Raw genomic sequence first — 14219 nt, 5'->3', positions numbered from 1 at the left:
GTCGAAATGATGCTGGCATAGGTGGAAGGCCTGCCAATCTCCTTGGCCTCCAGGGTCTTGACCAGAGAGGCCTCAGTATAACGTGCAGGTGGCTGGGTCTCATGGCCCTCAGGATCGACAGAGGCAGCACGAAGCACGTCACCCTGCTGGACCGGAGGCAGAGAAGAATCCTCATCGGTCTGCTCAGAGCCTGCACCCATGGCCTTGAGGAACCCGGGGAACTTGATGACGGTGCCTGAAGCCTGGAAGAGGGCCGTACCCTCCTTGCCCGCCTGCGCCGACAGGCGGATAGTGGCTGTAGACCCGGTGGCGTCGGCCATCTGCGAAGCCAGGGTGCGCCGCCAGATCAGGGTGTAGAGCTTAAGCTGGTCAGGGGCGAGACGGTCGGCCAGGTCCTGAGGCCTGTGGAAGGTGGAACCGGCGGGCCGGATGCACTCGTGAGCCTCCTGGGCACCGGCAGTCTTGGTCACATACTGCTTGGACTCAGCCGAAAGATATTCGGCACCGTACTCACGCTCGACTCCCTTGCGAGCAGCGGCAATGGCCTCCTGGGAGAGAGTGACCGAATCGGTACGCATGTAGGTGATAAACCCGTTCTCATAGAGCCCCTGGGCAGCGCGCATGGTGGCCCGGGAACTCATGCCCAGCCGGTTGCCAGCCGTCTGCTGCAGGGTAGACGTGGTAAAGGGGGGCTGGGGACGCCGCCGATAGGGCTTGGTGTCCATACCCGTCACCGTGAAGTCCTGATCCTTCAGCGTCTCAGCCAGGTTCCGGGCATGCTGCTCATCCAGCTGCAGGACCTGCTCCTTGGCAGCCGCTTCCGTCAGCAGACCCTTTGAGGTGAAGTCCTTAGAGACCGCCAGCCGCTGCTCCCCCAAGCTAATCATCCGCGCCTGAAAACCACTCGACGACGCCGATTCCCCGGCATCCTCCTGCACCAGACGCGCCAGCAGATCCCAGTAGGAGGCCTTAACGAAAGCCATGCGCTCACGCTCGCGCTCCACAATCAGCCGAGTCGCCACAGACTGGACACGCCCTGCGCTCAGCCCCGGACCCACCTTGCGCCAGAGCACCGGTGAAAGCTCGTAACCATAGAGCCGATCCAAGACTCTGCGGGTCTCCTGGGCATCGACCATGTGGGCATCCACGTCCCTGGTGTGCTTGAGCGAATTCTTGATGGCCTCTGGGGTGATCTCGTGAAAGACCATGCGCTTTACCGGCACTTTAGGTTTGAGGGTCTGGACCAGATGCCAGGCGATAGCCTCCCCTTCCCGATCCTCATCAGTGGCCAGATAGAGCTCGTCGGCGTTCTTCAGTGCCTTCTTGAGCTCGGACACCGTATGCTTCTTCTTGTCATCCACAATGTAGTAAGGCTTGAAGCCATCGTTCACATCTACGCCAAACTTGCCGTAAGCCTTCTTCTGGGAGGCCGGGATCTGCGATGGCTGGGCCAGGTCGCGGATATGGCCCACCGAGGCCATGACCGTGTAGCCCTTGCCCAGGTACCCGCCGATCTTCTTTGCCTTGGTTGGCGACTCAACAATGACGAGCTTATTGCCGGATGCCATGGCCTCTCCTTATATTGTGGTCTTTCGCACGCCATCTTACTCACGAGGTTCCGTAACCATGCAAATCAGGGGTCATGTGCACGGGTGTGGAACACTAGCTCTGATGGTGGATGAATCAGAGATCGGCCTCAGTTATTTTGGGGCGGAGCCGGTGGACGACCGACAAGGCCCATCCTGGTCAGAGGTGAGGCTGTGATCTGCCTCATCGCCAGAACCAGTCCCAACGTCAGCGACAGAGCCGAGGCCATCAGTATGACAGCCGAGCAGTGAACCCCGTAAGCCGTCCACCGAGCGCCGATCTCCAAACCAGGGCTGACCTGCCAGATGACATAGCAGGCGTAAAGAATCCCTAGGAACCCAGCTACCGACATCAAGGTGGAGACAATCTGGATCGAGGCCGAAGACATCCTGGTCCCTGGAGCATCCATGCCGGTCCCCCGAGTGGCGGCCAGAGCAATAAGACAGAGACCAGTCGGAATGAGAATGCCCATGACCACGTCTGAGGGGCGGTGCCAGCCGCCCTGCACCAGCGAGCAGCCCACGGACAGGTCAAAGGCGAACCCTGCCAAGGCAACAAAGGCCCTCCAAACCCGGGGCACCACACAGAGCAGGGCCAGGACCACCGCCAGAGCGAGGATGGTGTGTCCCGAAGGCGCAGAATTGGCAGTGGAAGCCTGAACATGGATCAGTACAGGGCGAGGCAGGAAGCGTTTGAGGATGCGCGCCGCCCCGTAGACCACCAGAGCATAAACAACGACCTGGCCAAGCAGCCACCACCTGCGTCGCACTAGAACAACCACCAGGGCGAAAAGGCCCAGCACTACACAGATCACCACAGTCGCATAAGGAATGGTGAACAGTCCCAGATAAGCCTTGACAAGGGGTGCCTGGTCGAGGAAACCACGGAAGTTGGTCAGAGCCATGTCGTCATAGGTCTGCCCAGGAACAGTCCAGACGGCCGCCCACCAGACCAAAGCCGCCAGACCCAGGCAGGCCAGGCCAGTGACCAGGCACAAAACTAAGGCTGAAATCCGAGGGCGAGACGTCAAGGGATCTCGGTCAATATGACTGCTGTCCGCTTCGTTCTGCTTATTAGGGTCCCGGTACCAGGTTGCCTGTTCTTCGCCCTGCTTGCGCTTGTTGGTCATACCTCTAGACTCTATCCAACCCCTGGGTCGACAGCCGACACCTCGTCCGGCGAATACGCTCCCTTCACGACTTCAGCCAGTTCAGGCAGTACAATTATGGAAAACTCCCACGCAACCGCCAGAGGCCACTTGCCCTTGCCGCAATATGCCACATGAGAGCAAGCCACCGTGATACACAGGCCAACTCCATCTGCCGTTTGGCACGCAGAATCCTCAATAATTATCAATATAAGCACCTGCAACACCTTCGACCCGAACCATCCGCTAGCATAAAAGCAGAAGGGTTACCGCGAGTTTACGGCTAGTCATTAACGAGGTCGGAGGCGAGGCGTAAACGGTTTCAGCATCATCTTTGAAGGAGATGAATAGCTAAGTCGCTGCGGAAGCGGAGAGAAGGGAATAAGAGGATGAAATACTGTACCCAATGCGGGGCGGTCAACGAGGACGACGATCAGTTCTGTAGCCAATGCGGACAACCGCTTGACGCGGTTATAAAAACAGATAATCAATCCCCCGACCCGATCAAGGACGCTGAACAGAACGATAGACGCCAACCCAGCCAAGATGAATCAGATCAATCGGCGAGCGTCACTGGTGCCTCCGACACAGCCGAAACCTCTGCCGTTAATACCGAGTCTAGAGACTCAAACCATGTGACCGATGCAATTGATGTCGATAAAACCAGCGCAAAAACGGGCAATACGGAAGCCGCCCCTCTGTCCGTGCTCCCTGGACAGGGCCCAACATCGAGCTCAGCCCCTGCCAGCGTGGTTGCCTCCCGTAAGCGGCTTTACATCCTGATAGCAGCCTTTGTGGCGCTGGTCTTAGTAATTACGTGCGGTTTTGTCGCTTACCGGCAACTGTCGCCCAAAGCCATGCCTCATGTGCAAGCCAAGACAGCTGCGGAAGCCGTCGAACAGCTCAAGAAGGCTGGCATTCCCGCCAAGACCCAACTCCAGTTCAGTCCCAAACGCAAGGGCTCCTTCATCCGCCTGTCCGGAGCTGATAAGTCCGGCCACCTGCCCAAAAACGCTCACGTCACCGTCACCGAGTCGGCTGGTCCTGGCGTTCCCAAAGGCACCATCGGTCAAAGTAAAGCCAAGGCTGTACAAACGCTCAAAGCCATGGAAGTGCCTCTCACAGTGGCTGACGTCGTCTCATCCAAGACTGGCGTCGGCCAGGTCGCAGCCTCCTCCCCGTCCGACGGACAGCCCGTACTCGACACCAAAGACGGCATCCATGTGGGCATTGCCACTGACAAGGCAGGCATTCCCATCGAGGTGGCCGGCATGGACAAGGACCAGGCTCAAAGCCAGCTGGAGGCCAAAGGCTACAGCATCACCATGCAGCCCCGCTTCTCCAGCCGGAAGAACCTGGGCAAGATCGTCGGCGCCAACCCATCCATCGGCCAACCCGCCAACACCAAAACCGCCACGCTCTACTACGGCGTAGATGCCAGCAAAAAACTCGATGTGCTCGCCAGCAAAGATGACAGTTTCCCGCAATCCGTCTATATTCTTAACAAAGAGGCAAACTTGGCCGGACAATACTGCACCGAAGACGGCGACTGTCTGAACTTGGACACAATCAGTAAGGATGAGGCCGGTAGCCAACTCGGCGCTTCATCGCAGTATTTGAAAGTACGCGGCGAAACAACCCCAGGCGGAGATCCACGAGATTACTTGAGCCTGTGCACCTTCTCCCAAGACCTATCCGGCTGCATCCCCTCCAATACGGGACTGGACGAAGGAGCTGGGTACATGAAGAACCACCTGATCTCCGGCCCCAGCGGAGCCTTCGAACTCTACGCAGGTATAGGCCTGCCCAACTGCGGGACCGTGCCTGTTGACGCTGCCTTCTGCGATAACGGCACGCCCAAATTTGTGCCCTTGGGCGAAGACCCCGGCTTCCAAAACTCCGGTTTGAAGTGGAAGGCCAAGGACTTCTTCGTCTACATGCCGGTAGGCGCCAAGCTTGGCCAACTGGAATCGGACGAATACTTCGCAGGCAGGCCCGACTTCAAGCCGGATGCCGACCGCCCCTACCTGATCAAACGCAACAACAGCAAGTATCCAGACCGCTCTGCTGATGACAACAGGAACAAAAACCCCTATGCGCCCACTCAGTACGGCAAAGCCGAACCATTTCAGGAAGCACCTAACAAGAAGAACGTCTACTACCTGGTGGAAAATCCAATCGATTGGAAAACCATAGGTGGCAACACCGTAACCCAAAGCAAGAAATCGAATTCCGACAACAAGGTCAGCCAAGACTTTCATGCCTTGGCAGGCAAGTGGCTTTGGGCTGAATCCGGCGATGGTTCCCTGATCAGTAGAATGACCATCCAGTCAGATGGCAGTTTTACTGGCACGACTTTTGAGCGTACCGACCGGCCCAAATTTATGGATGGCGATACCGATAACTACAGCGGCCATTTTTCCAAAATTACCAATAATTCGGATGGCACCAAGACTTTGACTCTAGACCCTAAGTCGATCAAGGGTGTTTCGGATTCCTTGCGTGAATGGTCAGGCCTGACGAAGACAACATACACTTTCGTGCCCGCTGGTCAAGCCATACCGAACATGGATGAAAAAATGCAGGCTGCTGTAGCGAATTGCTGCGGGGCCCAACCCCTTGATGACGCAATCACAGCAGAGGGCATCATCTTCGTGAAAGATAACAACTGAGTCCTTGTCTAACTGGCCATGGAAAATAGCAAAAGCAAGGGGTTCCCGTCTTCGCCAAAGCAGCGATTACGGGAACTCCTCGCAATTTATCGGCTAATCAGTAATAGTTCTTGCCAGAATCGTCAATCTTGACGGCCAGTTCACCATCTTTGATCACGAACGTGCCGGCCAGGTAGTCAGATGCTGAAGATCTGCCATCTTCCCAGTCGGAGTCTGAATCAAAACGATATTGGTAAGTGATATTGGTCTGAATCAGGCTGGTTTTGAACTCGCCGTTACTCAAATCCAACTCACTCAATGAAGGTTGGCTACTGACAGTCCGTTTGATATTGGTATAGTTTGGACCGCCATAATCCTCGAAAGTGCCGTTGGAGAAGGAACAACCAGTCTTATTCGTCTCGGTGGAGGCCGTGCAGTCATTGATGCGCTGCTGGACCTGGTCCAGGATTCCTTTTTCCAATGCGTCAGTGGCCTGGGGGGCAATGTAAGCAACCTTACTGGAACCATCGAGCTTGACCTGCTGGGCTTGGATGTACTTGGAATTAGGCAACTCCACCTTGGCCACACCTGGATAGACCGGCAAGGTGTATTGATCCATCGAACTGTAATGCATCTCGTCGCTGCTGTCGGATGAGGACGAGTCAGAGGGAGGAGTAACAACCTCTTTGTTCATGCCAGCTTCTGCCAGCTTGACATTGATGCCGTTAACCACGAGGCTGTCCACAGTCTTTGGGGCAGCTACCTTGATGGTGGTAGTCAGGGGTGTGGCAATCCTCCAGGAGTCGAAGATCAAAAATTGCTTGCCAGCGGCTTGTATATCCAGCGGCTTGGACTGCTTGACACCGTTGACCGTATAGGAAATTCGCACCTGGTAGCCTGAGCCTCGTGGGTTTCGGACCAGAGGGCCAATCTCGACGTTCTTGATGCGCGAATCCGCATTCTTAGCGTAGTCGTTTGTCAGCAGGATGCGCGAGTCGTTGGCCACGCCAGGATCGACCAATTGATTGGCACGCTTGTAATTGCCGCTTGACACGGCGGAAACGTACGTTTTGATCTGCTCTGAAGGCGTGAAGACCATATTCTTGAGTATGAAATATGCGCCGATCAGTATGACCACCACACCGATGAGAACCCCCCAGATAATTACAGTCTTTCGCTGCACTTTACGCGTGACCGGGACAGCGACAGGTTGCTCTACTGATGCCGTAACATTTGGTAGGGCCTGCGTTTGAAACTGGGAATCAGCCGCAGTCGAGGGCTCAGACTCGACGCCCATATACTGCTCGTTCTGCGACAAGGTCGCAGTAGGCTGCTCCGCGTCCGCCATATCATCAGTATCTTTTTCGCTTGTGGAGACGGGCCTAGACTGAGCACCGTTTTCATCGGAAGAATTCGAACCCTCGGAAGCAGAATCCGCATCCATGAAAGAATAGTCTGCATCGATGCCAGCATCTGCCTCAGGAGCCTCTTCACTGACGGGCACAGGAGCAGTAGGCGTTGGGATGCTTTCCTTGACCTCGTCCTCCCCTTTTTCACCATCGAACCCCAGAGTCATGCTTTGATCGTCTGCCGACGTCATCAGGTGTCCGCACGACGTACAGAACTGGGCGTCAGGCTCATTCTTAGCCCCGCAATTTGTGCAAAACATAATCGTCCTCACCTTTCTGCGTTTTTCTTCTGCCTGTCACGACCACTGTCAGACCAAGGAGAAGATGGCACTTATGAACGCGGCGCCGGCAATGCTAATGAAGATGATCATCACCAGCAAGAAAATGAGGAAGGCCGCAACCAAGAAAATAAGCCAAAGCCAGAAGGAATCCAATTTGCGAGTGTTCCTGGATGTAGCAATCAAATAGGAGGGAACCGCTGACATGATGCTGACACTTATTAGGAAAATGACAGCTGCCATAACCGAGCCACCAATCAGAGAAAGCAGAACCAAGACCAGGTGGAGGATCGCGAAAGGAAGAATAATCTGTGCGAATGCGTCATGTACCTGCCGAAAACCGTCGGGGTCACCATAAATTTTCTTACCTATGAATATAGACAAGGTCATGACGTAGAGCACAAAAGCCACAGCGATGAAGCCTCGGAAGAAGAACCCAAAATTACCCGAAGAGCCGGTTGAAGCCGACGAGGACGAATAGCCTAACATCGATGTTACAGGGCTAAGTGCGTTCGATACAGCGGAGACAGTCCGCGATTCCCAAATCGTGACCAACAAAGAAATGATCATAGCTTCCACAAATATGGGCACGCATGCATACCAGGCTGGCTTGATCATACGTAGGCTGGGCTTCTTCAAGGCAGCAAGCATCCAGTTGAAGAAAAGTCTGGACTGAGTAGGTACAGACTGCTGAATTGGCACCATGCCAGGTCCTGCACCGGACATAGGCTGCTGGAAAGGCGGCTGGTTAGGCTGGGTTGGCTGAGCCTGCGGGAATGACTGGGTCGGCTGCCCAGTAGAATTGCGGGTATCTGGAGAAGGTTGTCCTAGTGGCGATTGCGATTGCGATTGCGAATCGATATTTTGTGGCAGCTGGGCACCCGGGACTGGCATCGGATAGGCACCAGAAATGAGGTTAGGCTGGCCCGACTGCTCAACCGGATTGGATACCGGCTGAGGAAGACTAGGAGAAGGATTATTTGGAACGCCAGCATTAGCAGTCAGTCCAGCTTCTGGCTGAGTCTCGGACTGCTCATTTGAATCAGGAGTAAAGCCCGGAGCAGATGCATCCTGCTCCTGCTTTGCAAAGGGCATACCGCACTTTCTGCAGAATTTTGCACTATCCGGATTTTCGGCCTGACATGAAGTACATTTCTTCATGATTTGTCACTCTCCTCTGATTTCCCCTCCCCAGGCCGCTAATCAGCCTAGAGCAAACTCTTCATAATTCAATCACAAGACGTAAACATCAAACAACAGAAGATCAACTGCCAATTGACACTAAAATAGCAGCGGCGTCCGTGCACACACATGCATGAATCAACAGAGCTATACTTGAATAATTACCTATGTCTGTAGAGATTAAACCCAAATACCTGCTGTCAGAACACAATTCAGTCATCAATCCAACGAGGCAGTCCACCTCTTGATCTGGCAAACATCTATGAAAAACTCCCACGCACCCGCCAGAGGCCACTTACCCTTGCTGCATTCCTGCCCTGGGGGATTGGGTGACATAACGCCACGTGAGAGCAAGTCACCATGATAGCAGACAGGCTCCACTTGTCCACTGGCAGGCGCCGACTCATCCAGCCAGGTGTGCATTCAGTCGATATCGCCACCAGTCGCTTCCCTGAGTAGACCCGTCCGCTAGCATGTAAACAACAGGATCGCCGTACTCCGAGCGGCTGATCACGGATCATGTCGGACCCTGGACAGCCCGGCATCACAGCGACAAGGGATGGATGGCTGAAGACGAATGGCTGACATGGATGCTGATTTGGTGATTGTGGGCGCTGGCCTGTTCGGTCTGACCGTGGCTCAGCAGGCGGTCGAGCACAGCGGGGCCCGGGTGCAGATCATCGACGTACGCGACCACATCGGCGGCAATGCATACTCCTACATGGACGAGGAGACCGGGGCCGAAATCCACAAGTATGGGGCCCACCTCTTCCACACCTCCAACCGCAAGGTCTGGGAGTACGTCAATCGCTTCACCGAATTCACCGACTACACCCACCGGGTTTATACCACCCACAAGGGCGAGGTCTACCCCCTGCCCATCAACCTGGGCACCATCAACCAGTTCTTCCACGCCCACTACACCCCCCAGCAGGCCCGTGAACTGATCCGGGAACAGGCCGGCGAGCTGGCCGGGACCGACCCAGGCAACCTGAATGACCAAGGCATCTCCCTGATTGGCCGGCCCCTGTACGAGGCCTTCATCAAGAACTACACGGCCAAGCAGTGGCAAACCGATCCCTCCCAGCTGCCGGCTTCGATCATCAAACGGCTCCCGGTGCGATTCAATTACGACAACCACTACTTCAAGGACACCTGGGAGGGCCTGCCCAAGGACGGCTACACGGCCTGGTTCGAAAGGATGATCGATGACCCACGCATCCAGGTGAGCCTGAAAACTGACTTCTTCGACAACTCCCAGCCCTGGAACCGGGATGCTCTGGTGGGGCAGGTCCCCGTGGTCTACACCGGCCCGGTTGACCGCTACTTCGACTACCGTCTGGGCGAGCTCAAGTGGCGAACCGTGGACTTCAAGGAGCGCCGCTACGACGAAGACGACCACTTCGGCTGCCCGGTCATGAACTTCTCCGATCCTGACGTGCCCTACACCCGCGCCATCGAGTTCAAGAACTTCAACCCTGAACGCTACGATCGGCAGAACCATGAGCGCACCGTGGTCTGGGAGGAATATAGCCGCTTCGCCGGCAAGGGCGACGAACCCTACTACCCTATCAACACAAGCGACGACCGGGCCCTCTATACCCAGTACAAGCAACTGGCAGCCCAACAGCCGAAGGTCGTCTTCGGCGGTCGCCTGGGCACCTATGCCTACTACGACATGCACCAGGTAATCAATTCAGCCTTGGATGCCTGGGACAAGCGGATCGCCCCCCTAGTAGGCCACAACCAGGACTGAACCCTGGGTTGAACTCCTGCCGACCTTCTAGCGGTAATCATCCCACTGGGGTGACGGGAAGAGGATGGGGTCAGCCTTTGCCCACAGGGCGATCATGTCGTCGTCGGGATTGGTCAGCGCCTGAATCTGCACACCGTCCATGGTGCAATAGACGGTTCTGATCAGCCGATGGAAGGACGACCGATCCCGATAGGGCTCAGGCAGCTTCCAACGGATCCCGTCCATGAAGTCAATCATCCGAGCATGGCGATCGCAGTAGTATTCGTGCGCTGGATGGGACGGATCGTGAGCCTCCACAGCCAAATGCATAAAGAGCATGACCAGGACCATGCGCTCGGCATTCCCCTCGACCAGACGACGCAGATAACCCGGCAGCGAATAGAGGGAATGCCCCTCCTCGTCTCGACCTATGGCCAGCTCATCACGCTCGCCGGGCTTGGACCCAAAAGTAAAGGAACCCTGGTCGTAGTAGACCTGGATGACCAAGGAGAGGAGCTCCTCGCGCGTGCGGGCATAATGACGTAACCCCGGCAGGGTCAAGCCAACGGCATCTGCGATGGCCTGCATGGAGACGCCGTAGGTACCGTAATAGGCGATCATCTGGGCGGCGACCTGGGCTATCTGCTTGCGACGCTCGTCGGGGGTCATCCGCCGACGTGCACCGATTGGCCGCCGTGAAAAGCGTCCAATAATCTGCTCTCTGCCAGCCTTGTTCCTGGTTTTCCTGTTCGCATCGCTCATCAGGATCATCATACCGTTGGCCGTCAGACTGCCAACGGCTCTATATTGCCCCTCTCTACAGCCCGTTACCAAGATTGGAACCGCCAGAAAGGACTTGCCTGCTTGCTTATTTTATATTTTTAAGATATAAAACAATACGGGAAGCATGGCGCTTCCCCACTGTGCACAGACGCACCGAAAGAGAGGGAGTCGGACAATGACACAAGCCGATTCAGCAGGCGGGCAGGAGCTCGGCACCGCAGCTAAAAGCCGATACTGCATAGCCTTCTTCGTTTTCAATCTGTTCTGGATGATGGCTCTATCCATCGTCGCCTCGGTCCTGTTGCCCCAACGCCTGACCGACATCGCTCCGGGGTCCAAGGTGGCCATATCCGGGGTCTTCAACGCCACCACGGCCCTGACCTCACTGGTGTCCAACCTGATCGTGGGCAACCTGTCCGACAGGACCCGATCCATCTTCGGCCGCAGAACGCCCTGGGTCGTTTCCGGCGGCGTTCTGGCCGGCATCTCGCTCTTCCTCATGGGCGTCATTGCCAACGTCTGGGTCATCGGCATCTTCTACTGCCTGGCCATGGTCGGCCTGAACATGATGATCTCGCCAGTGGTCGCATCCCTGTCCGACCGCGTTCCCGAATCACAGCGGGCTACCATGTCGGCATTCATTTCGGCAGGCAATCTCGTGGGCAACTCTTTGGGCACTCTGGTCGGTGCCCGCTTCATCACCATGCAGATCCCGGGTTGGATCATGTCCGGCATAGTCATGGGCGTGGCCGGACTGGTCACAGTGGTCATCTGGCCCAAGGAGCCCTCTTCAAAGGACATGCCTGCTTTGAGCAGCAGCCTGCGCTCCATCCTTGAATCCTTCCGCCCGCCCCGCCACGCGCCCGACTTCTGGATGGCCTTCGTAGGACGTTCCCTGCTCCTGTTCAGCTACTACATGATCCTCAACTACCAGCTCTTCATCCTTCAGGACTACATGGGCCAGTCCGTCAAGGACTCGGCGGCCACCATGTCGACCATGTCCTTGGTGCTGATCGTGGTCTCCATGGTCGCGGCCCTGGGTGCTGGCCCGATCTCCGACAAGATCGGCCGTAGGAAGATGCCCGTGGTCATTGCCAGCCTGCTCCTAGCCCTGGGCTACGCCATGCCATGGATCATCCACAGCCCCCTGGGCATGATTCTGTTCACCGCCATCGGCGGCTTCGGCTACGGAATGTACGGATCAGTCGACCAGGCGCTCAACGTCGACGTTTTGCCCAATGCTGAGGAGGCCGGCAAGGACCTGGGCATCCTCAACATCGCCACCACCCTGGGCCAGATGGTGGGTCCCATGGTGACCTCGCTGATCGTCTCGGTAACCAAGTCCTACCAGCTGGTTTTCCCCACCGCCATCGTTCTGGTGTTGCTGGCCTGCATCTTCATCAGCCGCATCCGCACCATCAAGTAAGGAGTCCAAACAGTGAGCATCCACATCGACCCGCGCCTGACTACCGGCACCATCAGCCCCTACCTGCACGGCCAATTCATCGAATTCCTGGGAGAGTGCATCGATCAGGGACTATGGGTGGGCACGGATTCCTCCATCCCCAACACAGACGGCATCCGTACGGATGCTCTCAAGGCACTCAAGGACCTCAAGCCACCCCTGCTGCGCTGGCCCGGAGGCTGCTATGCCGACACCTACCACTGGCGTCAGGGGATCGGACCGCGCAATCAACGTCCGGTAGGATACAACGAGAACTTCGGCACCTACCAGCCTGACGGACATGGCTTCGGCACCGACGAATTTCTCCGTCTGTGCCAGGCCGTTGGAGCCGAACCCTGGATCAACGTGAACATGCTGAGTGGATCCGTGGCTGAAATGCGCGACTGGATGGAGTACTGCAACAGGCCATCAGGCACGGCCATGTCAGCCATGCGGGCCGCCAACGGTCACCCCTCCCCCTATGGCGTGAAGTTCTGGGGTCTGGGGAACGAGCCCTGGGCTGGCGGGGGGACAATGACCCCGTCCATGTACGCGGACCGCTATCGGATGTTCGCCTCAGCAATGCCTACCTTTGCCGAAAACGGGGACCAGCCCCCAATGATCCAACCCATAGCCTGCGGCCCAGACGGAAACAAGCCTATGGAACGAGTGCGCTGGACCAGGGACTTCTTCCAGGCTTTGGCCCAGTACCGCCAACCGCCCATCGCCGCCTACGACCTGCACTTCTACAACTGGAACATCGACCACCCCGACGACACTTCCACTCAGTTTGATCAAGATGGCTGGGATCGGGTGATTCGAGGCGCCCTCGAGCTCGGTGAAGTTATCGACCAGCAGTGGAACCTGATGCAGGCCTGCCTGGCCACCATGCCTTACCCTGAGAGCAGCATGGATTCCAGACTGACAAAGGTCGATCTGGTCATGGGCGAATGGGGCAACTGGCATGGCGATGCCTTCACGGCTCGTCCGGCGCTCCGACAGCAGGTGACCATGCGCGACGCGGTCACCTCGGCCCTGACGCTGGATATCCTTCAGTCCAGGTGCGACAAGGTGTCCATGGCCTGCAATGCCCAGACCCTGAACGTCCTCAACTCGCTGATCCTGACCGAAGACGAAGACACCATACTGACCCCCAACTACGACGTCTTCATGATGTACCGGCGCCACCAAGGGGCCCGGGCGATCCAAAGCCTGCCAGAGGCCGACAACCCAGCCCTGCACGTCTTTGCCTCAGTCAAGGACGGGCACATCATGGTGGATCTGGTCAACGCCGACATGGCCTCAGCCGCCGAAGCGGCACTGACCCTGCCCGAGCCTGTGCGTCCTGCGGGCATGCAGAGCCTTTCAGCACAGGATCCGCATGCCTGCAACACCCGATCCGACCCGGACCAGGTCAGGGCTCGCCAGGTCGATGTCTCGGATATCCCTGAAGGACGTGAAATTACGGTCCGCCTGGATCCGGCCTCAGTGAACGTGCTCGATCTGGCCATGGTCTGAGAGGCAACAGCAGCAATCGGCGGATTGGATACCACGCCTGCAGTCCACCGATTCAAATCTACGATCCAACCACATAAACAAACATATAAACCGCATGTGGCCGAGCCCCCGAAAGAGGTCGGCCACATGCTTATATCAGGCGCTTGACAGCGCTCGACTGAGTCTACTCAGGCGTGCCAGACGTCCTTGCCGTTTTCCTTGGCGGCTTTGACATCGGCATCCAAGGCGCTCTCGTCGCCCTCCACCTTGCCAGCGATATAATCCTCGACCAGCTGATGGGCCTCGTTGTCCTCATGCTGGACGGCAGGGGACTTCATGAAGTAGGAGCTGGGTGCCAGCACTGGGCCGGCCAGATGACGGTCCAGGGCAATCTTGGCGGCACGCAGGGCGTCGATGACGATGCCAGCTGAGTTGGGCGAATCCCAGACCTCCAGCTTGTACTCCAGGTTCAGCGGGACATCACCGAAGGTGGTGCCTTCCAGACG

At 56.9% G+C, this 14219-nt stretch carries 9 protein-coding genes, 1 other RNA gene and 2 pseudogenes; 4 read left to right on the top strand and 8 right to left on the bottom strand.

Annotated elements, in window-relative coordinates; translation table 11 throughout:
- Both topA and AC0AP0_RS03690 read right to left on the bottom strand, forming a co-directional pair.
- The coding region (gene topA / locus AC0AP0_RS03695) for a type I DNA topoisomerase (RefSeq protein ID WP_490429425.1) at nt 1-1568 on the bottom strand (1568 nt) is incomplete at its 3' end.
- 128 nt (nt 1569-1696) lie between these two features.
- Nucleotides 1697-2716, bottom strand: coding sequence for a phosphatase PAP2 family protein (locus AC0AP0_RS03690; protein ID WP_490429424.1), 1020 nt, complete (start codon nt 2714-2716; stop codon nt 1697-1699).
- 407 nt (nt 2717-3123) lie between these two features.
- On the opposite strand from AC0AP0_RS03690, the gene AC0AP0_RS03685 reads away from it, so the two are divergent.
- On the top strand, nt 3124-5406 hold the full coding sequence (locus AC0AP0_RS03685) for a zinc-ribbon domain-containing protein (protein WP_490429423.1): 2283 nt from the start codon (nt 3124-3126) through the stop codon (nt 5404-5406).
- A 97-nt stretch (nt 5407-5503) separates the two neighbouring features.
- Here AC0AP0_RS03685 and AC0AP0_RS03680 read toward each other — a convergent pair whose 3' ends face one another.
- The 4 genes and pseudogenes from AC0AP0_RS03680 to ffs all read right to left on the bottom strand — a co-directional run bounded on the left by AC0AP0_RS03680 (nt 5504) and on the right by ffs (nt 8608).
- Complete coding sequence (locus tag AC0AP0_RS03680) at nt 5504-6961, bottom strand: hypothetical protein (RefSeq protein WP_490429426.1); 1458 nt, start codon at nt 6959-6961, stop codon at nt 5504-5506.
- 30 nt (nt 6962-6991) lie between these two features.
- Nucleotides 6992-7054 (bottom strand): annotated as a pseudogene (locus AC0AP0_RS03675) (zinc-ribbon domain-containing protein); the annotation flags it as partial.
- A 48-nt stretch (nt 7055-7102) separates the two neighbouring features.
- Nucleotides 7103-8233 (bottom strand): DUF6574 domain-containing protein, encoded by a 1131-nt coding sequence (locus AC0AP0_RS03670; RefSeq protein WP_490429422.1) that lies wholly within the window; start codon nt 8231-8233, stop codon nt 7103-7105.
- Nucleotides 8234-8518: 285 nt separating this feature from the next.
- Nucleotides 8519-8608, bottom strand: an RNA gene (ffs, locus tag AC0AP0_RS03665) — signal recognition particle sRNA small type.
- A gap of 223 nt (nt 8609-8831) precedes the next feature.
- Between ffs and glf the strand changes: the two genes are divergently transcribed.
- Nucleotides 8832-10010 (top strand): UDP-galactopyranose mutase, encoded by a 1179-nt coding sequence (glf, locus tag AC0AP0_RS03660; protein ID WP_110413515.1) that lies wholly within the window; start codon nt 8832-8834, stop codon nt 10008-10010.
- Between the two features lie 27 nt (nt 10011-10037).
- On the opposite strand, the gene AC0AP0_RS03655 is transcribed toward glf, so the two are convergent.
- Nucleotides 10038-10751: a TetR/AcrR family transcriptional regulator gene (locus AC0AP0_RS03655; RefSeq protein WP_490429421.1), complete on the bottom strand. Its 714-nt coding sequence runs from the start codon at nt 10749-10751 to the stop codon at nt 10038-10040.
- 196 nt (nt 10752-10947) lie between these two features.
- Between AC0AP0_RS03655 and AC0AP0_RS03650 the strand changes: the two genes are divergently transcribed.
- The gene (locus AC0AP0_RS03650) at nt 10948-12198 is read left to right on the top strand and encodes an MFS transporter (protein WP_254477859.1); all 1251 of its coding nucleotides are present in this window, start codon (nt 10948-10950) and stop codon (nt 12196-12198) included.
- A gap of 12 nt (nt 12199-12210) precedes the next feature.
- Nucleotides 12211-13734: an alpha-N-arabinofuranosidase gene (locus AC0AP0_RS03645; RefSeq protein WP_490429420.1), complete on the top strand. Its 1524-nt coding sequence runs from the start codon at nt 12211-12213 to the stop codon at nt 13732-13734.
- A gap of 167 nt (nt 13735-13901) precedes the next feature.
- Here AC0AP0_RS03645 and AC0AP0_RS03640 read toward each other — a convergent pair.
- A pseudogene (locus AC0AP0_RS03640) lies at nt 13902-14219 on the bottom strand (inositol-3-phosphate synthase); the annotation flags it as partial.

The sequence above is a fragment of the Bifidobacterium sp. POST2/T3 (B1) genome, assembly GCF_058197115.1.
The sequence above is the reverse complement of the archived record's forward strand: the minus strand, read 5'-3'. Positions and strand labels throughout refer to the sequence as shown.